At 34.9% G+C, this 26,819-nt stretch carries 28 protein-coding genes and 1 tRNA gene; 26 read left to right on the top strand and 3 right to left on the bottom strand.

Going from position 1 to position 26,819, the window contains the following annotated elements; genetic code table 11:
• Nucleotides 1–3: 3 nt before the first annotated feature.
• From HYQ40_10725 to smpB, 3 genes are read left to right on the top strand one after another with little or no spacing between them, the layout of a single operon-like run.
• The gene (locus tag HYQ40_10725) at nucleotides 4–753 is read left to right on the top strand and encodes an alpha/beta hydrolase (GenBank protein ID MBZ6528237.1); all 750 of its coding nucleotides are present in this window, start codon (nucleotides 4–6) and stop codon (nucleotides 751–753) included.
• Nucleotides 754–787: 34 nt separating this feature from the next.
• Nucleotides 788–3,136 (top strand): ribonuclease R, encoded by a 2,349-nt coding sequence (gene rnr / locus HYQ40_10730; GenBank protein ID MBZ6528238.1) that lies wholly within the window; start codon nucleotides 788–790, stop codon nucleotides 3,134–3,136.
• Nucleotides 3,137–3,160: 24 nt separating this feature from the next.
• On the top strand, nucleotides 3,161–3,619 hold the full coding sequence (gene smpB, locus HYQ40_10735) for an SsrA-binding protein SmpB (protein ID MBZ6528239.1): 459 nt from the start codon (nucleotides 3,161–3,163) through the stop codon (nucleotides 3,617–3,619).
• Nucleotides 3,620–3,678: 59 nt separating this feature from the next.
• Here smpB and HYQ40_10740 read toward each other — a convergent pair whose 3' ends face one another.
• From HYQ40_10740 to HYQ40_10750, 3 genes are all read right to left on the bottom strand, one after another.
• Nucleotides 3,679–4,620 carry a 2-keto-3-deoxygluconate permease gene (locus HYQ40_10740; protein MBZ6528240.1) on the bottom strand — a complete coding sequence of 314 codons (942 nt, stop codon included), beginning with the start codon at nucleotides 4,618–4,620 and terminating at the stop codon, nucleotides 3,679–3,681.
• A gap of 112 nt (nucleotides 4,621–4,732) precedes the next feature.
• Nucleotides 4,733–6,442, bottom strand: a complete 1,710-nt coding sequence (locus tag HYQ40_10745) for a ribonuclease J (protein ID MBZ6528241.1) — start codon at nucleotides 6,440–6,442, stop codon at nucleotides 4,733–4,735.
• Nucleotides 6,443–6,658, bottom strand: a complete 216-nt coding sequence (locus tag HYQ40_10750) for a DNA-dependent RNA polymerase auxiliary subunit epsilon family protein (protein MBZ6528242.1) — start codon at nucleotides 6,656–6,658, stop codon at nucleotides 6,443–6,445. It lies immediately after the preceding gene.
• Between the two features lie 348 nt (nucleotides 6,659–7,006).
• Here HYQ40_10750 and tadA point away from each other — a divergent pair, with 348 nt between their 5' ends.
• The 23 genes from tadA (at nucleotide 7,007) to gdhA (ending at nucleotide 26,799) form a co-directional block, all read left to right on the top strand.
• Nucleotides 7,007–8,056, top strand: a complete 1,050-nt coding sequence (tadA, locus tag HYQ40_10755) for a Flp pilus assembly complex ATPase component TadA (protein MBZ6528243.1) — start codon at nucleotides 7,007–7,009, stop codon at nucleotides 8,054–8,056.
• Nucleotides 8,022–9,077: a type II secretion system F family protein gene (locus HYQ40_10760; GenBank protein MBZ6528244.1), complete on the top strand. Its 1,056-nt coding sequence runs from the start codon at nucleotides 8,022–8,024 to the stop codon at nucleotides 9,075–9,077. The genes tadA and HYQ40_10760 overlap by 35 nt, the downstream gene beginning before the upstream one ends.
• 16 nt (nucleotides 9,078–9,093) lie before the next feature.
• Nucleotides 9,094–9,399 (top strand): prepilin-type N-terminal cleavage/methylation domain-containing protein, encoded by a 306-nt coding sequence (locus HYQ40_10765; GenBank protein MBZ6528245.1) that lies wholly within the window; start codon nucleotides 9,094–9,096, stop codon nucleotides 9,397–9,399.
• An 11-nt stretch (nucleotides 9,400–9,410) separates the two neighbouring features.
• Nucleotides 9,411–9,842: a prepilin-type N-terminal cleavage/methylation domain-containing protein gene (locus HYQ40_10770; protein ID MBZ6528246.1), complete on the top strand. Its 432-nt coding sequence runs from the start codon at nucleotides 9,411–9,413 to the stop codon at nucleotides 9,840–9,842.
• 13 nt (nucleotides 9,843–9,855) lie between these two features.
• Nucleotides 9,856–10,179, top strand: coding sequence for a hypothetical protein (locus tag HYQ40_10775; protein MBZ6528247.1), 324 nt, complete (start codon nucleotides 9,856–9,858; stop codon nucleotides 10,177–10,179).
• Nucleotides 10,151–10,591 (top strand): prepilin-type N-terminal cleavage/methylation domain-containing protein, encoded by a 441-nt coding sequence (locus HYQ40_10780; GenBank protein ID MBZ6528248.1) that lies wholly within the window; start codon nucleotides 10,151–10,153, stop codon nucleotides 10,589–10,591. Before HYQ40_10775 ends, HYQ40_10780 begins: the two co-directional genes overlap by 29 nt.
• Before the next feature lie 4 nt (nucleotides 10,592–10,595).
• Nucleotides 10,596–11,381, top strand: a complete 786-nt coding sequence (locus HYQ40_10785; GenBank protein ID MBZ6528249.1) for a hypothetical protein — start codon at nucleotides 10,596–10,598, stop codon at nucleotides 11,379–11,381.
• Between the two features lie 173 nt (nucleotides 11,382–11,554).
• Nucleotides 11,555–12,619, top strand: coding sequence for an aminopeptidase P family protein (locus HYQ40_10790; GenBank protein MBZ6528250.1), 1,065 nt, complete (start codon nucleotides 11,555–11,557; stop codon nucleotides 12,617–12,619).
• 73 nt (nucleotides 12,620–12,692) lie between these two features.
• On the top strand, nucleotides 12,693–13,121 hold the full coding sequence (locus tag HYQ40_10795; protein MBZ6528251.1) for an Asp23/Gls24 family envelope stress response protein: 429 nt from the start codon (nucleotides 12,693–12,695) through the stop codon (nucleotides 13,119–13,121).
• 55 nt (nucleotides 13,122–13,176) lie between these two features.
• A complete protein-coding gene (gene nusB, locus HYQ40_10800; GenBank protein MBZ6528252.1) occupies nucleotides 13,177–13,569 on the top strand; it encodes a transcription antitermination factor NusB in 393 nt (130 codons plus the stop codon).
• Nucleotides 13,570–13,745: 176 nt separating this feature from the next.
• The gene (locus HYQ40_10805; protein MBZ6528253.1) at nucleotides 13,746–15,482 is read left to right on the top strand and encodes a DUF1002 domain-containing protein; all 1,737 of its coding nucleotides are present in this window, start codon (nucleotides 13,746–13,748) and stop codon (nucleotides 15,480–15,482) included.
• 286 nt (nucleotides 15,483–15,768) lie between these two features.
• The gene (locus HYQ40_10810) at nucleotides 15,769–16,659 is read left to right on the top strand and encodes a bifunctional 5,10-methylenetetrahydrofolate dehydrogenase/5,10-methenyltetrahydrofolate cyclohydrolase (GenBank protein ID MBZ6528254.1); all 891 of its coding nucleotides are present in this window, start codon (nucleotides 15,769–15,771) and stop codon (nucleotides 16,657–16,659) included.
• Nucleotides 16,656–18,038: an exodeoxyribonuclease VII large subunit gene (locus tag HYQ40_10815; protein MBZ6528255.1), complete on the top strand. Its 1,383-nt coding sequence runs from the start codon at nucleotides 16,656–16,658 to the stop codon at nucleotides 18,036–18,038. The genes HYQ40_10810 and HYQ40_10815 overlap by 4 nt, the downstream gene beginning before the upstream one ends.
• 3 nt (nucleotides 18,039–18,041) lie before the next feature.
• Nucleotides 18,042–18,278 (top strand): exodeoxyribonuclease VII small subunit, encoded by a 237-nt coding sequence (locus HYQ40_10820; GenBank protein MBZ6528256.1) that lies wholly within the window; start codon nucleotides 18,042–18,044, stop codon nucleotides 18,276–18,278.
• Nucleotides 18,271–19,155 carry a polyprenyl synthetase family protein gene (locus HYQ40_10825; GenBank protein MBZ6528257.1) on the top strand — a complete coding sequence of 295 codons (885 nt, stop codon included), beginning with the start codon at nucleotides 18,271–18,273 and terminating at the stop codon, nucleotides 19,153–19,155. The genes HYQ40_10820 and HYQ40_10825 overlap by 8 nt, the downstream gene beginning before the upstream one ends.
• A gap of 8 nt (nucleotides 19,156–19,163) precedes the next feature.
• Nucleotides 19,164–19,976: a TlyA family RNA methyltransferase gene (locus tag HYQ40_10830; GenBank protein ID MBZ6528258.1), complete on the top strand. Its 813-nt coding sequence runs from the start codon at nucleotides 19,164–19,166 to the stop codon at nucleotides 19,974–19,976.
• Nucleotides 19,977–19,994: 18 nt separating this feature from the next.
• Nucleotides 19,995–21,725 (top strand): DNA repair protein RecN, encoded by a 1,731-nt coding sequence (recN, locus tag HYQ40_10835; protein ID MBZ6528259.1) that lies wholly within the window; start codon nucleotides 19,995–19,997, stop codon nucleotides 21,723–21,725.
• Between the two features lie 21 nt (nucleotides 21,726–21,746).
• A complete protein-coding gene (gene miaA, locus HYQ40_10840) occupies nucleotides 21,747–22,694 on the top strand; it encodes a tRNA (adenosine(37)-N6)-dimethylallyltransferase MiaA (GenBank protein ID MBZ6528260.1) in 948 nt (315 codons plus the stop codon).
• Nucleotides 22,695–22,711: 17 nt separating this feature from the next.
• The gene (hflX, locus tag HYQ40_10845; protein MBZ6528261.1) at nucleotides 22,712–23,956 is read left to right on the top strand and encodes a GTPase HflX; all 1,245 of its coding nucleotides are present in this window, start codon (nucleotides 22,712–22,714) and stop codon (nucleotides 23,954–23,956) included.
• Nucleotide 23,957: 1 nt separating this feature from the next.
• On the top strand, nucleotides 23,958–24,524 hold the full coding sequence (locus tag HYQ40_10850) for a peptide deformylase (GenBank protein MBZ6528262.1): 567 nt from the start codon (nucleotides 23,958–23,960) through the stop codon (nucleotides 24,522–24,524).
• Nucleotides 24,525–24,613: 89 nt separating this feature from the next.
• A tRNA-Arg gene (locus HYQ40_10855) sits at nucleotides 24,614–24,687 on the top strand.
• A 158-nt stretch (nucleotides 24,688–24,845) separates the two neighbouring features.
• Nucleotides 24,846–25,379: a GNAT family N-acetyltransferase gene (locus HYQ40_10860; protein MBZ6528263.1), complete on the top strand. Its 534-nt coding sequence runs from the start codon at nucleotides 24,846–24,848 to the stop codon at nucleotides 25,377–25,379.
• A gap of 79 nt (nucleotides 25,380–25,458) precedes the next feature.
• Nucleotides 25,459–26,799, top strand: coding sequence for an NADP-specific glutamate dehydrogenase (gdhA, locus tag HYQ40_10865; GenBank protein ID MBZ6528264.1), 1,341 nt, complete (start codon nucleotides 25,459–25,461; stop codon nucleotides 26,797–26,799).
• Nucleotides 26,800–26,819: the final 20 nt, after the last annotated feature.

Here is a 26,819-nt window from a genome sequence, read left to right on the forward strand (position 1 = left end):
TACTTGAAATTAAACGCGTTTAAAGACGGAAAGTATTATGAAGGTGAGAGCAAAGAGGTTGGGGTTGTATTATTCCACGCTTATACGGGTTCGCCAAATGATGTAAATTTATTAGCCAGAGAATTAAATCGACAAGGATTTGGAGTCTTATGTCCAAAATTTGATGGACACGGAACTAAAGATGTTAATGATATTTTGAATGCAGATATATCTACTTGGAAGCAAGAAGCAGTAGATGCTGTTGAAGTAATGCAAAGTGAGTATTCTAACATTTTAGTTTTTGGCTTATCATTAGGTGGAATTTTCGCCACTTGGTTGATGACACAATCTGAATTGAATGTTCAAGGTGGAGGCGTGTTTAACTCACCTGTCTTTACTGAAAAGCCAGTTGACGTTGAAGTTCATTTTATTGCTTATGTCAAAGCAATCTATAAACGTTTCGCTTCAAAAGAAAGCTATGATAATGATATAGATGAAATTCTATTAAAACATAGAGAACAAATTAAACAACTCGAAAACTTTAAACAAGAATTCAAGGGACAACTTCATAACATTCATCAACCGTACTTTATTGCACAGTCAGGTAAAGATGAGATGATTGACAATACAGATGCAGAAAAATTACAAAATGAGTTAGTAAATGCGAAAGTAGACTTTAACTGGTTTCCGGATAACACACATGTTATTACTGTGAATCGTAATCGAAAAGAGTTCGAAGTCGCGCTATTCAATTTTATTAATTCGTTAAAATAGTCGTACGATAGAGAACGTACAGAAGGAGGGCACAATGAGTTTATCAAGATTAGAAGAACGTATATTAGAATTTTTACAAAAAAACCCAGATACTCAATACCAAACAAATGAAATCGCCCAACATTTTAATTATCAGGGAAGTAAAAATTTCAAGAAATTAGTAAAAGCTCTAGCTTTTTTAGAGCGTATAAATGAATTAGAAGTGACAGAAAACGGTAGATTTAGAGCCAAGAATACCCGAGAAGAAAAAGCAGTGGGTACATTCCGTGGAAATGACCGTGGATTTGGTTTTATTGATTATGATCCTGATCGCCCAGATTTATTCGTACCACCAGGACAAGTTGGGAATGCAATGGATGGAGATACAGTTGAAGCAACAATTTTAAAACATGTAAATCCGTCAACAGGTAAAGGATCAGAAGCTCGAGTTGATACGATCATAGAAAGAGCATCGTCTCAAATAGTCGGTGAATTTGTAGCCTACGACAAAGAGATGCGAGATTCAACAGGGTTCATAGGATTTGTTATACCTCAAGGTAAATTTAGCGATGATTTAAAAGTTGAAGTCTTACCAGATGGTTTGAAGCCAGTTAACCATGCGATTGTTATTGTGAAGATTAAAGATTATCCTACGATGGATCAACCAAATACTTTAACAGGATTAGTAGCTAAAGAGATTGGACATAAAGACGCACCTGGTGTGGATATATTAGCTATATTATATCAATTCAATATTCCGTCAGAGTTTCCTGATACTGTCTTAGAGGAAGCACAAGCAATCGGACACGAAGTCAATCCCAAAGATATTGAAGGTCGACGTGATTTAAGGGATCGAATGATTATTACGATTGACGGCGCAGATGCTAAAGACTTAGATGATGCGATTTCATTAGAAAAACTTGATAATGGGCATTATCGATTAGGCGTACATATTGCGGATGTTTCACATTATGTGACTGAAAACTCTGCTATAGATACAGAAGCGTTAGAGAGAGGGACATCAGTTTATTTGACTGATCGAGTTGTTCCAATGTTACCTCAGCGTCTTTCTAATGGGATTTGTTCATTGTTACCAGAAGAAGACCGGTTAACAGTGTCATGTGAGATGACAATTGATTCAAATGGTAGAACCATTGATAAAGATATTTACTTGAGTGTCATCAATTCTTCGTATCGAATGACTTATACGGATGTTAACACAATTCTTGCAGGGGACACTGACTTAAGAAAAGAGTATCATGAGATTACTGAGATGCTTGATCAGATGAGTGAATTACACTTTATTCTAGAAGGTATGCGCGAAAGTCGTGGTGCTTTAAGCTTTGAAACACCGGAAGCTCAAATTATCGTAGACGAAGACGGCAAACCGATAGATATTGTTCACCGTCATAGAGGTGTAGGAGAACGATTAATTGAATCATTTATGTTAGCTGCGAATGAGACGATAGCTCGTACTTATACTGAAAAAGATTGGCCGATGATTTATCGTGTCCATGAACAACCAGACGAGGACCGTATGCAACGTTTTGCTGAATTTATTACAGCTTTTGGTGTAATTTTAAGAGGACAAGCTGAATCGATTAAGCCAAAGCAGTTACAAGAAGCACTAAATCAATTAAGCGATACGCCTTATGAAGAGGTTGTATCAATGATGATGTTAAGAAGTATGCAACAAGCTCGTTATACTGATGAACCATTTGGACATTATGGATTAGCTGCTAAAGATTATACACACTTTACGTCACCGATACGTCGTTATCCGGATTTAATTGTGCATCGCTTGATTCATAAATATATTGAGTCTACTCCTAGTGCTGAGGAGAAGAGAAATCTTGCTCAAAAATTACCTAACATAGCAGAGCATTCTTCGAAGATGGAGCGTCGGGCTGTTGAGGCAGAACGTGAGACAGATTCATTGAAGAAAGCTGAGTATATGGTAGATAAAGTCGGTGAGCAATTTGAAGGAACTATTAGTTCAGTTACTTCATTTGGAATGTTCATTCAATTAGAAAATACGGTTGAAGGACTCATCTCATTACAAGAATTAAAAGATGATTACTACCGATACGATCAACAGCATTTAATCCTTATTGGAGAAAATACAAATAATGTATATCGTATTGGGCAAAGAGTACTCATAGAAGTTGAGCGCGTGAGTATTGAAGATCGAGAAATTGATTTCAAATTGATCGAGACGTATCCAACGGATAATAGCGATTTAGAACATGTAATTTCTGATAATAAGAATAGAAATAACAAAAAAGGTCGTAAGCCAAAATCACAAAGTAATAATAGACAAACCTTTAAGAAAGTTGCAACACAACCGTCTAAAGGTGATAATAATAAAGGTAAAAAATTCCAAATTAGAAAACGGAAAAAATAACCTTGATGTAAATGAGGGATGACTATGGTACAACAGAAAGATAAACCATTAGCACAAAATAGAAAAGCGAGACATGATTATGAAATACTTGAGACAGTCGAGGCTGGTATGGTATTACAAGGTACTGAAATCAAAGCAATCCGCCAAGGTAAGATAAATTTAAAGGATGGCTTTATTTCAATACGTCAAGGCGAAGCTTTTTTGAAAAATGTTCATATAAGCCCTTATGAACAAGGGAATATATTCAATCATGAACCGTTAAGAAATCGAAAGTTACTACTTCATAAAAAAGAAATACAAAAATTAGAACGAGAAGTAAAACAGAATCGGGTCACAATTATTCCTTTGAAAGTTTATATTGTTAGAGGGAGAGCAAAAGTGTTAATTGGCTTAGCTCAAGGTAAAAATAGATACGATAAACGACATTCATTGAAAGAACAACAAATGAAACGTGATATTGATCGAGCCTTAAAACTTAGATAAAAAAAGTGCTTAAGTATTTTCGTAAAGAAGATACTTAAGCACTTTTTTATTGAGTGGACTTATTTTACATCAGGATGAGTATGTTTAAATTCCCAACGCGCTAAAATGGGTGTAATAATACTTGAGATGACAACACCTAAAGCTATTTGCGCAGTAGCACTTTCGACATACACCGCAAATTCAGGTGCAGAGTTTGCAATTAATGCTGGAACAGATACTGACATACCAGCAATAGAAGAGATTGCAAGGGAGGATACGCCATCTTCATGTAAGATACGATGTTCAAACATAATCAAAATGGGTACTAATAATGCATAGAATACAATTGTTAGAATAATTCCTTGTAGACCTGATTGAATGGCATCAAATAGATTGATTCCAGCACCGAAGACCCAACCCATAAAAGGAGTTAAGACAACGACACCCGGTGCTAGGTACTCGGCCATTTTCTTATCTAGATTACCAACAATCATCCCAAAGATAATAGGCACGAGAGTTGATAAGATAGGAGTCCAATCAACTGGCGTTGATTGTGCAATACTGAAAACTAACATTGGATAGGCAGGAACACAGAATAGACCAACTAGTCCAAAAGCATTCATGTCATCTTGTGTACCATAATCTTGTTCTAATGCTAAGTATAAAGAAGGGTTCGTACTGCAAATAGCCGTGATTAAAGCGATAGCACTAATACCAAAGAGTCCACCCATGCCAAAAAACTTAATGTAAAGAAAACCGACAATTAAACAAATGACTGTTTTAACTAATAATATTAAGCCTTGTTTCTTAAAGACAATGGAAAGACGTTTGATATCTATCCCTGCGCCAGAGCAAAAACAAGCTGCACCAATAACATAGTTTAATCCACTTGTTGTAAACAAAGCTTCACTGACGCCACCTAAGTTAGTGAAGACGTTTGGTAGAAACGTGTTCATAAGAGCGGCTAGCAACATAGGAATCAATAAGAGACCACCAGGGATTTTGCGCATAAAATCATACATGATGTATAACCTTCTTTCTATAAAGTTGACATTATTTTATACTATTACATAACATTAGGCAATTAAAGCTATAAAAAAAAGCACCAATGTTTATCATTGGTGCTTTAATCATCTACTTACTTCGGCGTTTACGAACACCCTTATTTACATCTAATAATACTGGAAGAATCATTGGAGAACGTTGTGTACGCTCAAATAATATTGGTTTAATTTGATCGAAGATAATATCACGAATTAACTTTTCGTTGACATTATTTCCATTCTCATTCAAGCCACGATTTATTGCTGATTTCATCGCTTGTTGAATCTCTTGAATTAAATCAACCGATTCTCTCATGTAAATAAATCCACGTGACATGATGTCTGGACCACTTATTAATTGTTTGTTTTCATAATCGATAGTTGCTGTAACAATAACAAGTCCATCTTCAGAAAGACTCTTACGATCACGTAATACAATATTACCAACATCACCAATACCACTTCCGTCTACATAGACGTCTTGAGCATTAAAGAAACCGGCTATGCGTGCACTATTTTTTGTTAGCGCAAGCATATCACCATTTTTCATGATGAATGTATTCTCGCGGGGTACACCTGTTAACTCTGCAAGCTTAGCTTGAATACTTAACATACGATATTCCCCGTGCACTGGCATGAAGTACTTTGGTTTCATTAAGCGAAGCATAAGTAATTGTTCTTGTTGACTACCATGACCTGAGGTATGAATGTTATTAACTTTTCCATGAATAACATTCGCTCCAGTTTCTACAAGTTGGTTAATTACACGGTTAACACTTAATGTGTTACCAGGAATTGGTGAACTTGAGAAAATCACTGTATCGTTATGCTGAATCGAAATTTGACGGTGTGTACCGTTAGCAATACGACTTAAAGCAGCCATCGGCTCACCTTGAGATCCCGTACATATGATAATCATTTCGCTGGCAGGGTATTGGTCTAATTGACGACTATCAACAAATAAGTCTAAGCCATAATCATCAATGTATCCTAGTTCAATACCTGTTTTAATTGAGTTTTCCATACTTCGACCAAAGACAGCAATTTTACGATTTGTTTTGATTGCTGTTTCAACAATTTGTTGAAGACGAGAAACATTTGATGCAAACGTCGCAAAGATAACACGACCATCAACACCTTGAATAATGTTATGAATGGATTGCCCAACGACACGCTCTGAAAGTGTGAAAGTTGGAACTTCAGCATTTGTACTATCACCTAAAAGTAATAAGACACCTTCAGTACCAATTTCAGCCATACGGTGAATATTAGCAGGTTCACCAACTGGCGTAAAATCAAATTTATAATCTCCAGTGAAGACAATGTTTCCTTCAGGTGTTTTTACAACAATTCCGTGTGCTTCTGGAATTGAGTGAACTGTTCGGTAGAAGCTAATAGATAATTTACGGAAATTAACGACTGTATCTTCGTTATACTCAGTAATTTGAGCATCACGTAATAGACCGCTCTCTTGTAGTTTATCGCGAATTAACGCAGCAGCAAGTGGGTCAGCATAAATCGGTACGTTAATTTGTTGTAAAAGATAACTAATACCACCAATATGGTCTAAATGGCCATGACTAATAAAAAGGCCCTTAACTTTATGACGGTTTTCTAAAAGGTATTGATAGTCATTAATAACGTAATCGATACCTAATAATTCATCTTCTGGGAAGAGAATACCGCAGTCTAAAATAACAATTTCATCTTGGAATTGGACACCATACATGTTTTTTCCAATTTCACCTAATCCACCAATGGCGAATACGCCGACTTCATTGTTTCTAAGATTTACTGCCATCTAAGGTTTCACAACCTCGAAGTCAGGATTCTGTTCTTTTTCGTATTCCAAAAACTCTCCTGATATTTCAGTGATGTGTTCGATCATGTATGGTGTGTTTTCAGTTAAGTACTCACGAACTTCACTAATTGCATTTGCTTCCACGAACATTGAATGTGTGGCTTCACGACGAGGTGCTTCCTTTTTTGATTCTTGATAAAAAACTTTAAATATCATTTAAATTGCTCCTTTTCATTGATTTGTTTTCAAACGAGTAGTGAATATATTGAATTCACAGCTATTACCATTTTATCACATTCATTATTTCAAGTATATCCCAATTTAGTTTCTTTCACATAGAAAAGAAAGTTCAAAGCAATTGAGAAAACTGTTTTAATGCGGAGTGGGGTAATTTTTTATTGGAAAACTGATCTTGTTAATCTAATACTTCATATTAACCATTCTAGACATAAATAGTCAAATATTTGAGAGCAAAATAATTATTTTTATTAAAGTGAAAATAAATTAATGGAAACGAGCATTTTTTACGTATATATATATAGGCTAGTTTAAAGGAGTGAGAAAATGATTGAAGGTGATGCAAAACGATTAATACAAGCGGCTGTGAATCAAGAAGTATCTGATATTCATATTTTACCAACCAAAAAGGCATATGCAATTCATTTTAGAACGAATGGGCGCTTGTCTTTATATGAGGAGAAATCCATCGACTGGGGTAAACGATTGATTAGTCATTTTAAGTATTTGGCTAATATGGATGTAGGTGAAAAGAGAAGGCCACAATCAGGGTCAACAGCCTTAATGATTGAGGAAGAAAATGTAGAACTAAGATTTTCAACAATTACGAATGTGCTTTTGTACGAATCAATTGTCATTAGAGTGCTTAAAGCTCAAAAACGTAGTAATAATCAAGTCATAACATATTTTCCTGAAGATATTGATTTATTAAGAACGTTAACCCAACGAAAAAGTGGTTTGATCTTATTCTCTGGGCCAGTAGGTTCAGGAAAAACTACAACTATTTATCAATTGTTACGTGAGTTAATTCAACAAGAATCTCTACAAATAATAACAATGGAAGACCCAGTGGAGATATTCGAGGAGCAATTTTTGCAGACTGAAGTGAATGAAAAAGCAGGCATTACATATGATTTATTAATTAAATCTTCGCTTCGCCATCACCCCGATGTATTAATGATCGGTGAGATTCGCGATGAAGAGACAGCTAGGATGGCTGTAAGAGGCGCATTAACAGGACACTTAATGATAGCCACGATTCATGCCAAAAACACGCTAGGTGTCATCGCAAGGTTACAGGAGTTGAGTATTAGCGATGAACAACTTCGTCAAACTTTAATTGGTGTCATATCACAACGATTGGTACCTAGATATTGTTATCAATGTCAATCAGCATGTCGATTAGATTGTCAGGATAAGAAGCAAAATCAAAAGAGAGCAGCAATATTTGAAATATTAGCTAAAGACTCATTGAACAGCGTATTACATAATAATCACACTTATATTGAATACGATTCCTTAAATGACAAATTACGAAAGGCATGGGCATATGGATACATTGATGAAGCAACCTATACAAAATTCGAAATTATCTAAAGAGTTGAAAATACCTAAGAATTTACAGCCTTACTTGTTAAAAACATTGAGTGAGTTATTACAAGAAGGGTTTTCAATTCATCAAAGTTTGCACTTTATGCGAATCTTAATGAAGAAACAAACTAAAGCAATTGATTATATTATATCCCAATTGGAAAAAGGAATGTCACTTGAAAGTTCTTTAGAACCTCTAGGGTATTCCAACGCTCTCATCGCTCAATTGTTTTATGCTCAGCGTCAAGGTAGGTTTATTGATTCTCTATTAGATGCTAGCAACCAGCTACAAGAAGCTCAAAAATATAGACAAAAACTCATTAAAACATTAATCTATCCCATATTTCTAGGTATAGGATTAGTAGGAATGTTATTCGCAATGCGTTTGTTCCTACTTCCACAAGTCACAAGTTTTATCTCTCAAGAAGTGTATGATGAACAATTTTTTGTTCGTGTATTAGTTCGTTTCTTTACTTATCTACCTCAAATCTTTGGAATCTTACTAGCCATCGTGTTAATTATTTATGGTTGTGTCGATTTGTATTTGTTAAAACAAACAGAAATGAAACGCTACCAGATTTTGACACGAATTCCAGGACTAAAGAAATGGGTAAGGAGTTATAGTTCATATAAAGTTTCCAAAGAAATTGGTCATTTCTTTACTGGAGGGTATTCAATCCAACAAACAATTACAGTTTTAGTAGATTACCCAATCGATCCATTTTTGAGCGAAATAGCGAATGAGATAAAGAAAGGCATGTTAAAAGGGGAAGACTTAGCAGTCATCCTTGAAGACTTAGATATTTTTACCAAAGAATTACCTTTAGTGATATACCAAGGAGAATTAACGAGTCAAACTGCTCAAAAATGCAGCTTATACTCTCAAAAAGTGTACTCAGATTTGATGAATGATATTCAAGCCAAACTTACTTTAGTGCAACCGGTATTATTCATCATAATTGGCGTATTAGTGATGTCGATGTATTTACTTATGATGTTACCAATGTTAACGATGCAAGGAATATGAAAGGAAAATGATATCTATGAAAAAAATTGTGAAGTTGAATAAACGCGGTTTTACCTTAATAGAAATGTTAATTGTGTTGGTGGTAGTCAGTCTTCTAATGGCAATAATTATACCAAACGTAGCGGGGCAACGAGATAATATTGATGAACAAGCTCGCATCAACATTGCTGAAATAATTGAAACCCAATCTAGTACTTATCAGATTGTGAATGGTGGAGAAGTACCATCTTTAGAGGTGTTATTCGAGGAAGGTTACATCACTGCTCGACAATTAGATGAGGCTACAAAGTTATTAAATGAATCAACTACTGGTAATGAATAAGACTAAAAAGAATGAACAAAAAAGGGTATACACTTATTGAATCGTTAATTGTTCTAGTAATCATCTCAGGAATGAGTCTCATTCTTATGATTCAGCCGGACGTAAATATAACAAAACAGATAGAAAGTCGCATGTTTTTCGATGAAGTCATGAGTCATTTAAAACGTGCACAACAATTAGCTATACTTCAAAGAACAATTATTTCAGTCGAATTTCATGCTAGTTTAAATCAATTAAGAATTAGAGATATTTATAGTCAAGAAAGGATAGCTACCATCGATGCTCCGGATCATATTGAGTTTTTAACGCCGTTTATGTTTTGGTATTTACAAAGTGGGAGTGTTGATTATTTTAGAACAGTGAGCTTTTATGACTCAAATATTGAAGAACGTATTTACTTAGTATTTCAGTTAGGGAATGGTCAATTTGAATTACAAAGATAAAGGTGGGTTTTCAATGATTGAAACAATTATAGGCTTTTTCTTATTTAGCTCAATGATGATTCTATATTTACCCGCTTTTCATAATGAATTGAAACGAATGGATGACGTATCTCAAATAAGTCAAACGTGGCGATTGTTTTCGGAACTTGTGGATGTAAGTTTAGATGAAGAAATGAATGAAAAAGCGAAACAAGCTGTGAATGAGCAATTAATCTTAACTTGGGAAGAATTTAATGATGAAGTGGTTACTAATTTTGAATGTGATTTAAGTTACTGCTATATATCTTTGGAAGGTGGAAGTGAGTTGTATGTTGAAATTCACGAGATTACGTTTTAAAAAAGGCTTTACTCTGATCGAAGTTTTAATTAGTCTCTTCATTCTTAGTCTGTTTATGCACTCACTCATGTTAATTTATGATAGTTATAACCGAGTAGAAACGGAAATTCGCACTGACCATAGTGCGGATTTCTTACATTTTATAACACTTATCGAGTTAGAATTAAATAATTACATTATTATCGAGATAGAACCAGAAATCATTCGGATAGAAAACAAGGGCACACATAAAGCAAGTCGAATAATAAAGCAAAACAATAAAATTTATATAGCACCTGGACATCAACCTTTATTGTATGACGTTTATGATTGGCAGTTGGTTCAGATTTTTGACAAGTTAAGCATGACTGTGACGTTTAATAATGGTCAGGTTTTTTCAGGGGTGATATCCCTTGAGAACATCGAGGAGTAAAGGGATGAAGCACAATAAACAAGGGATGGTCATGGTTTACGTTATTGTATTTATATTAATTAGCCAATTAGTGTATTGGGGTTTGTTGAGACTGAATCAATTAAATATAACCCGGTATTTAAATTTCGATGATCACTATACCGCTAGAATCCAAGAGGAGATGATAACGAATCTTCTCCCAGCAAAAAACCAGACGGATGCTTTAAATTTTGAAGACCAGCTTATGATGCGATTGAATGATCATTTAAATTTAAAAATGCCAAATAATATTCTTGAGTGGCTCGATACAACGGAGCAATTCGCAGTAGCGCAGTTAAATAACAACGATCAATATGAACAAGTGTATGTGTACACACAAAACGTATATATGCCTGAGGATGTACTTGAGTACTGTAGTCTATTTACAACAGTAAGTTGTAACGGCATCTTATTGGATACGAATCAGCCGGTGAAATTTGATTATCAAGACAACCAAATAGAGCAAAACACATACCAAGATTTGGAAGAGTTATTTGAAGTTGTAGAAAACTCTTTAAAAGAGCAATCTTTTAGGTTGATTAAAAATGATGGCTATCATCGTATCTATCAATGGATACCTGAAGATATTCATCCTATGAGTATGACGACTAATCACGGTGTAACAAGTTATTCCCGCTTGAATGGTTCTGAATCAATGTCGACTGAATTAAACCAAAGGGCTTTTAGTCGTAACGAACAAAGTGAAAGAGTCCGGTTAAATTATGCAATTCATTGGAACGGTTATCTTTTTGAAAGAGAAATCCAAGAGTAATCAATGAATAAATCGCTGTGTGAACGATTAACGAGTTACATATAAGACAGAAGTATGCGGATTACTCTCGTTTTTAGACAAGGATTTCTTCTTTAGCCGAATAAAGGCCTCTTGTTTAATATTTGAGTTATATTTGATATAATACAACTATTGATGTAGAAAGAGGGCATAGTATGAAGAATAGAATTAGTGAATTAAGAGAAGAAATGAACAATCTTAACGTAGATGCATTTTTAGTAACAACACCAAAAAATGTACGCTACTTATCAACATTTACAGGATCAGCAGGTTTAATCTTAATTACTCCTGAACATAATTATTTTATAACTGACTTTCGTTATACAGACCAAGCTCAGGAGCAAGCTAAAGGCTTCGATATCATTATCCATAAAGGTAAGATGTACAATGAAATAAATGAATTACTTAATGCAGAAGAAGTACAATCAATGGGGATTGAAGCGAATGACATGAATGTTTCTACTTACTCTCATTTAAGTGAATTATTTGAGCCCATGTTAGTTCAAACAGAAGGGGTTATCGAAACGATTCGTGAAGTAAAAGATGAAGCCGAAATAGCAATAATACGCGAAGCATGTGAGATCACTGACCAAGCATTTGAGCATATCTTAACATTTATCAAGCCAGGAATAACTGAAATTGAAGTTGCGAATGAACTTGACCGATATCTTAAAGGTAAAGGTGCATCTGGTATGTCATTTGATACAATTGTTGCGAGTGGCGTAAGATCATCGATGCCTCATGGAGTAGCAAGTGATAAAGTCATTGAACATGGTGATTTTGTTACACTTGATTTTGGATGCTATTTTAAAGGATATACGTCTGACATGACACGTACGATTGCCGTAGGTGAAGTTGATCCAAAGTTAGAAGAAATATATAACATCGTTTTAGAAGCTCATAATCGTGTAATTGCTAGTACCAAAGCAGGCATGACTGGAAAAGAAGTAGATGCTTTAGCACGAGACTATATTTCTGAAAAGGGATATGGACCAAACTTTGGACATACGACTGGTCATGGAATTGGTTTAGATGTTCATGAAGGGCCAGCTATAGCAGGAAGAAACGAAAAACCTCTGGTTGTAAACAACATTATTACGAATGAACCTGGTATTTATGTATCAGGACTTGGTGGTGTTCGTATTGAAGATGATCTTATTGTTAAAGAAGACGGAGTAGAAAGTTTAAATCGTAGTCCTAAAAATTTAATAATTGTATAGCACTTTCTTAAGAATTCCGCTACAATAAGAAAAATACGTACATTAATGAGTAAAGTATAGAAGGAGGGCTATTATGGCTAAAATAACCGAAGTACCATTTGAAACACAAGCTACAGAAAATTTAGGCGAAATTAAAATTACTACAGGTGTCTTAGAATCAATCGCAGCTCAAGCGGCAAGTGAGATTGAAGGGGTTGTATCTAAAGTGACTGGCTTCCAAAAAGAAGTAGGGAACTTTTTAGGTATGGACCGTGACCGTATCAACACAAAAATTACAACAGAAAGCGATGCGATTATTGTTGATGTAGAAATTCGTGTTCTTTATGGATTCTCAGTTCCTGACATTGCCATTGCAATTCAAGATAAAGTGAAAGAACAAATTTTATTTATGACAGATTTAGCGGTTCAGGAAGTAAATGTTCATGTCTTATCTGTTGAAACAGAGCCAGCAGAGTACATGTCAGATGAGCAAGTAGAAGAATTTGGTGAAGACTTTGAGTAAGAAAGTTGTTAAACGTCGTGAAGTTCGACAAATTGTTGTTCAGACACTTTATCAAATGATTTCTGCTCATAAGAACTTAGATATCAACGAAGCAGTTGATTATGCATTAGAAGCAGGAGTTTTCCCAGAAGAAGGTTATGATGGGATAAATAATGATTATTTCTATGAATTAATAGAAGGAGTTCGCTCTAAAGAAGCTGAAATTGATAAACTTATTGAGCCATATTTAACTGGTTGGAGTTTAAATCGTATTGCTCGAATTGATTTAATCATTTTACGTATTGCTTTCTTTGAGATATTTTTCATCTCAGAAGAGGAAGTTCCTAATAACGTAGCAGCCGACGAGGCAATAGAATTGAGTAAATTCTTTAGTGATGATAAATCACGTCAATTCATTAGTGGGGTTGTCGCAAAAGTTCTTGAGGATCAGAAAACTGAAAAAGATTAAATGAAAAAACGCTATCTATTTTTGGATAAGCGTTTTTTATTCTGAACAATATAAGAGGGTTAATTCAAATTTGCGAATAAAGTATGAATAATATTTGTTAAAATGTCGCGTAACAAGACAAAGTATTATTCTGTGATATAATCAATGTACATAAAACTTATAAATGGGGTATATATATGAAAAAAAGATTACTTTTATCAGCAATGGTTGCATTAGTAGGTGCACCATTAGCTCAACCTGTACTAAATTTTAATACGGGTAGTATCCAACAAGTTCAAGCACAAGAATCACAATTAGTTGCCTTAGGTGGGTCATTAGATCAAACTCAAGCACAACAAACATTACAGTTACTTGGTGCTAATGCAATTGACCCAAGCAGCATTCTTTATGTCGATGGAACAGTTATTAATCAATATTTACAAGACGGGTCAGGACCAGGAACGGTTGTTTACTCGAGTGCTTATATCCAAACGATGAATGAAGGTTATGGGGTACAAGTCCAAATCGTTACACCACAAAACATTACGGGAGTATCGGCAACAACTTACCAAAACGCAGCAATTACTGCTGGTGCACGAAATGCTCAAATACGTATCGCTACAGTATCACCAGTAACAGGTGAGGGAGCTTTAGCAGGTGTATACGCACTATTAGAACAACAAGGTGTGGCTCTAAATCCTCAAGATGTTCAAGTGGCTCAAAATGAGATTACTTTAGTGAACGAAATCATTCAAAATGAACAAGTAGTGATTACTGATTCTCAAGTTAACCAAATGATTTCAGAAATCAAACAAGAAGTCGTTAACACAAATATCAACGCAGAAAACTCAAACGTTGAAGTCGATAATAGTGAAGAAACGAACACAAACATCAATAATATCGTGAATAATATTACGAATAATTATGGTGTAACAGATGAGCAGTTACAACAAGAATTAGAAGCATTCGCTCAAGAATTCGCTAATACTGATGCAGCTCAATCCGAAGATACAATTGGACAACTTGAACAAAGTATTCAGGAAAACTGGTCAGATGTTTTAGCAGGATTAGAGGGTGCTGTTTCTGCAGAGAATCTTCTTGCAGCGGAGCGTGTAGATTTCACTGATGCCAACACATATCACCCAATCATCCAAGCATTTTCTGATGAAATGTATCGTGTAATTGAAACTGGAGAAGCTGTAGATGGTGTTTATAGTGATACATTTGTCTTTGAAGCGATGACACCAGAATTAACGTCAGAAGAAAAGTCTGCTTTGAATCACTTAAGAACAATTATGTACCAATATGCGGCTAATCAAGATGAATTTATTGCTTCAGGAGAGTATCAACCTGGTTATGCTAATATTAAAGAGAACTGGATAAATAAATTGAATGCGTTTGAAAGCATGAAAGTTTCAGATCCGGTATTAGCAGAAATTATTTCACGTTTAGCTGTTGCAACAGGACGTGCACCGCAAGTTTATAACTATGTGAATCCAACTCAAGAAGGATCAGTTATCTCATTAGAGAATGTATGGGATAACCCAGCAGGAAACACTGCTGATTTTAACATCTATACTTTTGATGTTGCTACAGATGAGATGAGTCAATTAGATGTCGTTTCTAATGAGATGATTCCTTTACAAGGAGCGTATGACTTTAGCAATATTTATGGCGTTTCTGTAGAGAACAATTATCAAGCCCAAGTAGAAATACCAGCAGAGTATACTATTGCTGGCTTTGTTCCAACTGAATCAGAAGAAGAAATCAGTTCTGAGGAAGAGACCAGTGAAGAAGTACCAGCAGAAGAAGCTCCCTCTGAGGAAGTTCCTTCAGAAGAAGAGTCTGTTGAAGAAACTCCAGTAGAAGAAACAACGGAAGAAGTTCCTGCTGAAGAAACATTAGAGGAACCAACTGATTCGGTAGAAGGCTAGTCATTCAGTAAGAATGAGAAGAACAGTTAAATAAATAATAATCGAACTTTAAATATTATTGACTCTGCATTTTATGTAAGTCTAATATTTAAAGTTCATTTTTGTGTATAATTCATTTAGTACACTAAAAGACCAACTCGATAAGTGAATATTACCAATTAATCTAGTCAGTTAGCTAGGATTGTTAGATTATATAAATTCGGTTATACTTAGCTTACGAACAAACGAGAACGATAAAGTGTCGGGATATAGAATATAAAATAATCTGTAGAAAGAAGGCGATATAATGTCTAAAACTCAAATCTTAGATGGAAAACAATTATCGTTACAATTACGTGATGAGTATAAGAATGCAGTTGAAAAATTAAAGCAACAAAATGTCACACCGAAGTTAGTCGTAATAACTGTTGGGGAAGATCCAGCTAGTAAAGTATACGTCGGACAAAAAGAAAAAATGGCACAATATATCGGCTTTGAATTTGATTGGTTAACATTAGATGAAACCATCAGTCAAAAAGAACTTCATGAAACAATTGAAGCACTAAATAATGATTCAAACGTATCCGGTATGATTGTCCAATTCCCACTTCCAGACCACTTAGACCAAATTGCTGTGACGGAAGTAATTCGACCAGATAAAGATGTCGACGGCTTTCATCCATATAATATGGGAAAGATTGTTGAAGGAACAGGAGAGCTTTATCCGTGTACACCAAGAGGGATACTAAGATTATTAAACCGATATGACATTGAAATCCAGGGAAAAGACGTTACGGTCGTTGGATACAGCCAGATCGTGGGAAAACCTTTATCGATTTTACTAGGGAACTTAGGTAGCACAGTTACGATTACACACTTATTAACTAAGGATTTACATCGACACTTGATAAATGCCGACGTAGTCATGGTAGCAGCAGGGTCACCTCACTTAGTTAAAGCAGAAGATTTAAAAGAAGGTGCCATTGTTATAGATGTAGGGATTAATCGATTAGATAATGGGAAATTAGTCGGAGACGTTGATTATGAGGGTGTTTTTGAAAAAGTAAGTGCAATCACGCCAGTACCAGGTGGAGTAGGTCCTATGACAGTAGCTATGTTAATGGAACAAACAATCTTATGTGCTTGTCTTCAACACCAGCTAAACATTGCTGATTATATAGATGGAGTTAATTTATGAGTGAAAGTAAACAAGAATATTTAACCGTTCAAGCGTTAACAAAATATATTAAAAGAAAATTTGATGTCGATCCACATTTACAACGAGTCTTTGTTGTAGGAGAGGTATCAAATTTTCGCTTAAGACCTAATTCACACCAATACTTTAGCTTAAAGGATGAAGGTGCGAGAATAAGTGCAGTGATGTATCGCTCTGCATTTCAGCGCGTGAAGTTTAATATCGAAGAAGGAATGAAAGTATTTGTTACCGGGAAGATTACATTATATGAACCAACGGGTGCATATCAAATCGTAATTGATAGTATTCAACCTGATGGTATCGGTGCACTCTATCAACAACTAGAACAGTTAAAGCAAAAATTTAAAGAAGCAGGCCATTTTGATCAACCAAAACTGCCTATCCCACGTTTTCCTAAAAAAATTGCTGTGATTACAAGTCCAACTGGAGCAGTTATTCGTGATATAATAACAACGATTAATAGACGCTATCCAATCGTAGAGATAACTGTCGTACCAACACGAGTGCAAGGAAAAGAAGCAGCAAGCGAAATTGTTGAAGCTTTTAATAAAGTGAGTCAAAGACAGGATGAATTCGACACCGTCATTGTTGCTCGTGGTGGTGGATCAATCGAAGACTTATGGTGCTTTAATGATGAGCAAGTTGCAATGGCAATTCTTAATTGTCCATTACCTGTTATTTCTTCAATTGGTCACGAAACAGATACGACAATGGCAGATTTAGTTGCGGATGTGAGAGCAGCTACACCAACGGCAGCAGCTGAAATAGCGGCCCCAGTTTTACAAGAAGTTTTGGCATATTTAACTCAGATGCAGGAACGTGTGTTTTATTCAATGAATCAGCGAATTCAGTACATGCGTAAATATTATGACCGTTTTGCTCAGTCCTATGTTATGACTCAACCAGAGCGATTATATCAACCATATATGCAACAATTGGATTTAGCAGTTGAGAAATTAACTAATAATAAAGATAATTATTTTACTGAACACAAAAATAACATTAAAGTATTAAAGCAAAGACTAGCAGTTCAACAACCTCAAGGTTTAATTAATCAATATCAAAAGGATTTGTCTATATCTACCAATCAACTATTCCGTAATATGAATCAATATCAACACAATAAGAGTGTTGAATTTGGTAATATGATGCAATTACTTGATGCATACAGTCCACTAAAAAGTGTTCAAAGAGGTTATGCTGTAGTGACGTCTGATGAGGATATTGTAAAACATATCACTCAAGTTGAAAAAGATGATATGATAAAAGTGAATTTAAGCGATGGTTTAATAGAAGCTCAAGTTACACGAACAACGAAAGAAAATATATTTAAGCAGTTTTCTGATTTAGAGAAGGAGTAAACAATGGCAAAAATGAATGGACCACAAAATTTTGAAGAAGCTTTACAAGAATTAGAACTAATCGTATCTCAACTTGAAAAAGGTGATTTACCTCTAGAAAAAGCATTAGAATCTTTTCAAAGAGGTGTTGAGTTAAGTCAGTACTGTCAAAAATCATTAACTAATGCAGAAAGTACAGTAGCAAAAATGATGACTGATAAAGGTGACGTGGAATTAGATGGAGAGGTTATTAATGAATAAACAAGAATTAAATGATTTAAGAAATGTTTTTGAAGTGGAGTTAGACGATCATATTCGTCTACTTAATACACCAATCGAAATGTTAAAACCGATGATTTATTCATTAAAAGGTGGCGGAAAACGTCTTCGACCTTTGTTACTTTTAGCAATCTTAAATGCTGAATCGGATAAGAATTTGAAAAAGGGAAGTTCAACTGCAGTCGCATTAGAATTTATTCATACTTATTCATTAATACACGATGATTTACCAGCGATGGATAATGACGATTTAAGACGTGGTCAGCCTACTGCGCATATTAAGTTTGATGAAGCAACCGCTATTCTTGCAGGTGATGCTTTATTAACAGATGCCTTTGGATTAATTGCTGAAGATGCAAAATTAAAAAGCAAACAAAAAGTTAAATTAATATCGCTATTAAGTTCTGCTGCAGGATCACATGGAATGGTTTCAGGACAACTAGGTGATATGCAATCAGAAGATAAAGAAATAAGTTTAGAGAAATTAAACAAAATACATGAGTATAAAACCGGTAAATTATTCACATTTGCTACACAAGCTGCCGCAATAATAGGTGAATACAGTTCTGAAGTTGAAGAGTTATTAGTGAAGTTTGGTGAAACATTTGGCGTTCTTTACCAAATTCATAATGACTTGTTAGATGTCATTGATGATAGCAACCAATCTGGTAAAGGGCATTCGAGTGATGAGAACAATAACAAATCTACTTACCCTAACTTAATCGGTTTAGATGCATCAATACAAGCTTTAAGTGATGAACGAGAAAAAGCCGTAGACATCATCGAAAAAGTCACAAAATTAAGCGGAAATGATTATAGTATCTTAAATACGTTTTTATCATTTACCGATTTGGACTGAGGAATCTTATGAAAAAAGAGCGATTAGATAAATTAGTAGTCCAATCTGGACTAACTGATACACGTGAACAAGCAAAACGGTTAATTATGGCAGGCCAAATTTATGATGCAAATAATCAACGCTATGATAAGCCAGGTGAAAAGATTGATATGACGAAAGAACTTCATATCAAAGGTAAAAAAATACCATATGTAAGTCGTGGAGGTCTCAAGTTAGAGAAAGCGATTAAACATTTCGGTATAGATATGACTGATCAAATATTATTAGATATTGGTGCATCTACAGGTGGGTTTACGGATGCTGCGCTTCAAAATGGGGCAAAACTAAGCTATGCTTTAGATGTAGGATATAATCAATTAGCATATAAATTACGACAAGATGATCGAGTTGTTGTTATGGAACGACAAAACTTCCGTCATTCAGTACCAGACGACTTTACAGAAGGTACACCGACAATTGCGAGTATTGATGTATCATTTATTTCGCTTGGTTTAATTTTACCACCACTGATTCCAATCTTAGAAGAAGGTGGTTCAGTCCTAGTGTTAATAAAACCACAATTTGAGGCTGGTCCAGATAGAATAGGTAAAAAAGGAATCATCAAAGATATGAAAGTGCATAAGGATGTCGTTCATGAAGTCATTGATATGATGTGTAGAATCGGATATGAATTAGAAAACTTAACTTACTCACCAATTACGGGTGGAGAAGGAAATATTGAGTTTTTAGCACATATTATTAACTCAAAACAATTAAACAATAATAGTAAAGAAAAGATAAATATAGATGAGGTAGTGCAATCCGCACACGATAATTTATAAAACCAATGGGGTGAAGTCATGCTACAAAGTTTAACGATTGAAAATTTTGCGATAATAGAAGAAGTGAATATTGATTTTACCGAGGGAATGACTGTTTTATCAGGTGAGACTGGAGCAGGTAAATCAATCATTATTGATGCATTAGGTATTCTTTGTGGAGGGCGTGGATCAAGCGAGTACATTCGACACGGGGATGATAAGTTGTTAATAGAAGGTTTATTTACGTTTGATAACTTACCAGATGGATTAGAATCATCGCTTTTAAATTTTGGCTTGAATATTGATATTATGATGGATGGACTAATTATTCGACGCGAAATCAATAAATCAGGTAAAAACACCATTAGAATTAATGGTCAACTAGCTAACGTCACTCTATTGAAAGACATTGGTAACTATCTTGTTGATATTCATGGACAAAATGAACATCAAGAACTACTAGATAGAACGAAGCATTTATCTTTGCTAGATAATTATGGAAATAAACGAATTAATGAAGCATTATCAGAGTATCAAGAAGCATACTATTCGTATAATAAATTAAGAAAAGAATGGTTAGAAGCGCAACAATCAGATTCTAATGACCGACAACGGGTAAATTTCTTAGAATTTCAAATTGAAGAGATTGAAGCAGCTGAGCTAGTTATTGGTGAGGATGAAGAATTAGAGACGATAAGTAAGAAGTTGCAACATGCTCAACAAATTAATCAGAATATGAGCATGATGACTAACATCTTAAGTGAATCTGATCAAAGTATAATCACCCAGCTAGACCAAGTGTTGGTATTATTAGACGAAATTAAAGATTATCAACCTGAGATAGCAGCAATACAAGAGGGAATGACTACCACTAGATTCGATATAGAAGAATATGCACATCAATTAGCTTCTCTTGATTATGAACTAGATAATGAGAATCAGACAATTGATCAAGTAGAGAATCGATTGGGTGAATTAAGTCGCTTGAAGCGTAAGTATGGTATGGAACTGGCAGAGATATTAGATTACTACAACGAAATATCAGAAGAAGTATATCAAATTCTACACAGAGAAAGTTATTTGGAAGAATTAGAAGAACAGCTAACTGAAGCTTATTCGAGTGTGTTAGAAAAAGCGAATCAACTGAATGATAAACGAAAAGTGATTGCTGAAGATTTGGTATTGGCAATCGAATTGGAATTGAAAGACTTGTATATGGAAAATAGTCGTTTCACCGTTCGCTTTACTGAACCAGTCGTTGATACAGAATTGAAATTAATGAATGTAAAAGAATTAGTCAGATTTACGCCTAATGGATTTAATCTGATTGAGTTTTATGTGGCAACTAATGTGGGGGAAGGCCAAAAGCCACTTGTTCAAGTTGCGAGTGGTGGAGAATTATCTCGGTTTATGCTCGCATTAAAAACAGTTTTCAGTCGGGAAACCTCTCCAAAGGTAATGGTATTCGATGAGATAGATACGGGTGTATCTGGACGAGTAGGGCAAGCCATTGCTGAAAAAATACGTGAAGTATCTAATTCACATCAAGTGTTTTGTATTACACATCTTCCACAAGTTGCAGCAATATCGAATAAACAACTCTATATCTTTAAGCAAGTAGAAGATCAGAAAACCTCAACGAATGTCAAGCAATTATCATCTAATGAACGTATAGAAGCAATTGCATTAATGCTTTCCGGAAGAGAAATCACGCCAACGTCACTTCAAATGGCAGATGAACTTTTAAAAGAATATCATATAATTAAATAGAGATAATAAAGGATAATGAGAATGGACTTACAATCAATTTCAATACTAGTAATCGGTGGTCCTACAGGCGTAGGAAAAACTAATTTAAGTATTGAATTAGCTAAACAATTTAATGGAGAGATTATCAATGGAGATAGTCTACAAGTATATAAGCAATTAGATATTGGAACAGGTAAAATTATGACATCAGAGATGGATGGTATACCCCATCATATGTTAGATATACTTGATGTTTCAATGTCTTATAATGCAAGTCAGTTTAAATATGATGCGACTGAAAAAATTAAAGAGATTCATCGAAAAGGAAAACTCCCTATTATTGTTGGAGGGACGGGTCTTTATTTAGAAGGTTTACTTTATGATTTGGAATTTGGTAGAGAGAACAGCCAAGATACTCAGATACGTAGTCAACTTGAAAGCCAAGCTTTAGAGTTAGGAAATTTAGCTATGTGGAATCAACTCAATGAGATAGATCCAGAAGCTGCGAAAAAGATTCCCTACCAAAATGTTCAAAGAACAATTCGAGCAATGGAAGTCATTGCTATTACTGGAAAAACTTTTTCTGGTCAAACGAGTCATGATACAAAACAATCTGTATTTAATGAATGTTTAGTCATTTTAAATCGTAATCGTGAAGAATTATATGATAGAATAAATTCAAGAGTACATGACATGATCAGCAGAGGGTTGGAACAAGAAGCAAAGTGGTTATATGACCAATCTGAGGGAAAAGATTTTCAGAGCGTCAAAGGGATAGGCTACAAAGAATGGTGGCCATACTTTAATAACCGCATGGACAAAGATGAAGTCATAGAAACGATTCAACAAAACTCACGACGATATGCCAAACGGCAATTAACGTGGTTTAGAAATCGTATGAAGAACCCTCAGTGGATTGATATTTCGAATGAAGACGAAGCAATCAAGCAGGCCACACATATTGTGAAATCACATTTACAAGATAATTGAAAGGTAGATAAAAGTATATGATAGAGACTGAAAATCACCCCGAGAGGGTACTTATAGTCGGAGTACAAACAGAAAAAATTTCGGATTTAAAATTCGAAACATTGATGAAAGAAATGAAAGCACTCACTGAAACTGCAAATGGTTTACATGTTGGTGAAATCACTCAAAAATTAAAACGAATTAATCAAAAGTCAGTAGTTGGTAGTGGGAAGCTGATGGATGTTCGAGATATGGTTGTTAATTCAGATATTGATTTAGTTATCTTTTTGAATCGATTATCTCCCAACACGAACATGTACTTAGAAGAGAAGTTAGAAGTAAAGGTTATTGACCGGGTACAGTTAATCCTCGACATATTTGCTCAAAGAGCACGTAGCCAAGCGGGTAAACTACAAGTTGAACTTGCTCAATACCAGTACCTATTGCCAAGAGTGATTGGTCAGGGCGCTTCATTATCACGTTTAGCTGGTGGTATCGGTACACGTGGACCGGGTGAGACAAAGTTAGAACAAGATCGCCGTGTAATTCGTGGTCGTATTCATACGATTGAAAAAGAGTTAAAACAACTTGAAGAACACCGGGAAAGAACACGTACACGTCGACAATCCGGAAGAGAATTCAATATTGGTTTAGCTGGTTATACTAACGCAGGAAAATCAACCTTACTACGTGAATTAACTGAAAGTGATACATATGTCCAAGATCAATTATTCGCAACACTGGACCCATTGACTCGTAAGTTAGAAATAAATGGACAAGATGCCTTTACAATTACTGATACGGTAGGTTTTATTGATGAACTACCAACAGAACTGATTCATGCATTTAAATCAACTTTAGAAGAAATCAGATATGTTGATTTATTAATTCATGTGGTGGATGCATCTCATCCAGCAAGTAATATGCATGAAGATACTGTTGTGGAATTACTTAAAGAATTAGACATGGAACATATCCCAGTGCTAACTGTTTATAATAAAATTGACAAAGCAGAAGCAAGTTTTGAGCCGACATTACAACCGAGTGTGGCAATTTCGGCTTTAGATAAAAAAGGGATAAGTACTTTAAAACAAGCGATTTGGGACTTATGTATTTCAAATGCGGAAGAATTTGAGGTAGAAATTCAACCAGAAGAAGCAGATTTGCTTGCTTTATATAGACAAAAAACTTTGGTGAAATCCATTGAATTTAATGAAGAATACCAGTATTATATATTGTCGGGGTATCGCCGACGTTTAATGGATACTAGAAATGGGGAATAATATGATAACTATGAAAGATTTTGTTCCTGAAAAAGAACCAATCTTAAGAGAACAAGCTAAGGCAGTCGAGTTTCCAATCAATGAAGAATTGAAAGAAACAGCTTTGGCAATGAGACAATTTTTAATTAATAGTCAAGACCCAGACATGGCTGAGAAATATAACTTAAGACCGGGTGTAGGGGTAGCAGGACCACAAATTGGTGTTGATCAACAAATTTTTGCGGTTTACTTAATGGACTATGATGAAGATGGCAATGAAACGGAAGCAATCATTGACGAAATATTTGTTAATCCTAAGATCGTTAGCCATGCCGTTCAAAAAGTTGCTTTAAAAGAGGGTGAAGGATGCCTATCTGTTCCACGCGAAGTACCTGGAATCGTACCGAGACCAAAGAGAGTCACTGTAAAATACAATGATCTTGACGGTAATGAGAAGAAAATTCGTTTAACCGATTATGAAGCGGTTGTTGTACAGCATGAAATTGATCATCTAAAAGGTATTTTATTCTATGATCATATTGATGATAAAGCCCCATGGGAAGCGGATGAAGAGACTACTTTAATATAAAATTAAAAAAACTGACAACTCTTTTAGAATAGTTGTTGACAATTCAGTCAATCATGGGCTATAATATAAAAGTTGTCAGTTTTAAACACGGTCTAGTAGCTCAGCTGGATAGAGCATTCGCCTTCTAAGCGAACGGTCGCAGGTTCGAATCCTGCCTAGATCGTTAAAAATGGTTTGTTTTGACAAATCATTATAAATCTTTACAAACCTCTACAAGTGTTTATGTATTATACATATCATTTGTAGAGGTTTTTTTCTTTGTCAGAATATTTATAATGAGTATAAAAAAATAAATTATTAAAGAGGCTGGTGAAAGTTAAAATGGAATTTAAACTGATAACTGAAAATGAAAAAACAGATTTAAATATCCCAAATGAGCCATTTGAATTATATGGAAAATTAATTATTGATTTTAATGATGGACAATGGACTCATCGAGAAGAATTAAGTGAAGAAGTAGTGTTACAGACATTTCCTGATGAAAACTATTCATATGAAGAGATTAAAATCAAAGGATTTGCTATTGGTGCGTATAAAGAGACTATCTGTGTTGGCTTAGCAATCTTTGAACATCATTGGAATAAGTATATGTACTTGATGGATTTAAAAGTGTCTAAAGATTTTCGACGACTCGGTATTGCGCAAAATTTACTTAAAATGGGTTTAAAGCAAGCTATAGAGTTGGAATATGCTGGGATCTATACAATCGGTCAAAATAATAATTTATCAGCGTGTAAGTTTTATTTGAACAATGGATTTGAAATCGGAGGATATAATCATAGAGACTATGACTATACACGACAAGCAGGTAAATCTGATATATATTTCTATTTAGAAGGAAATATTAAAAAATAATGAGACTAAATTAAAAATATTTTCATGAAAAACGATGCTATGGTATAATGACATATACTAAAGTAAGGAGTGACGCATAATGGCAAACAATTATATTACACGCGTTTTTGAACAATTAAGTAAAACCTATGAGCATGAAACTGAATTTTTACAGGCTGTGAAAGATTTTTTAGATGCAGTTGAACCAGTTATTGAAAAACATCCAGAGTATGAGGACTTAGCAATCCTTGAAAGAATTACGGAACCAGAAAGAATTATTTCATTCCGTGTTCCTTGGGTAGATGATCAAGGTAAAGTTCAAGTTAACCGTGCTTACCGAGTACAATTTAATTCATTAAATGGGCCATATAAAGGCGGGATTCGCTTCCATCCATCAGTTAACCAGAGCATTATGAAATTCTTGGCATTTGAGCAAATTTTCAAAAATGACTTAACGGGTCTACCTATTGGTGGAGGTAAAGGTGGATCTGATTTTGATCCTAAGGGTAAATCAGATAATGAAGTGATGAATTTCACTCAAAGCTTTATGACTGAATTGCAGAAATATATTGGTGCTGACGAAGATGTTCCAGCGGGAGATATCGGAGTTGGTGCTCGAGAAATTGGTTACATGTTTGGACAATACAAACGATTAAACGCCAAAACACCAGGTGTTTTAACTGGTAAGCCAATTCCTGCAGGAGGAAGCCAAGGACGAACCGAAGCAACGGGTTATGGTCTTATCTACTTCTTATTAGAGATGCTAAAAGAAGTTAACGAATCATTAGCTGGTAAACGTATTATAATTTCAGGATCTGGAAATGTCGCTTACTATGCTGCTAAAAAAGCGACTGAATTAGGTGGAACTGTTGTATCGCTAAGCGATTCAGATGGTGCAATCTATGTAGAAAACGGAATTGATTTAGATATAATTAAAAACATCAAAATCGATAATCGTGGTAGAATCAAAGAATACAAAGACGCTCACCCTGAAGCTGAGTTCTTTGCAGGATCACTATGGGATCATGATATTGAAGCAGATATTGCATTACCATGTGCCACTCAAAACGAAATTGATGTCTCTCAAGCGCAACGTTTAGTTGATAACGGTATAAAATTTGTTGCAGAAGGAGCAAATATGCCTAGTCACTCTGATGCGATTAAAGTATATAAAGAAAATCAATTATACTACGGACCTGGTAAAGCAGCCAATGCAGGTGGAGTAGCAGTATCTGCATTAGAGATGAGTCAAAACTCGCAAAGACTAAGATGGACGACGGACGAAGTAGATGAGAAACTTAAACGCATTATGAAAGATATTTTCCAACAAGTTTTAAGCGCAAGCAATGATTATAATTTAGATCATGACTATGCGTCAGGAGCAGATATTGCTTCTTTCGAAAATATTGCACAATTAATGATCATGAATGGTGTCGTATAATATTTTAATTTTAAGCTATA

This window comes from Aerococcaceae bacterium DSM 111021, assembly GCA_020112395.1.
Taxonomy (GTDB): domain Bacteria; phylum Bacillota; class Bacilli; order Lactobacillales; family Aerococcaceae; genus Ruoffia.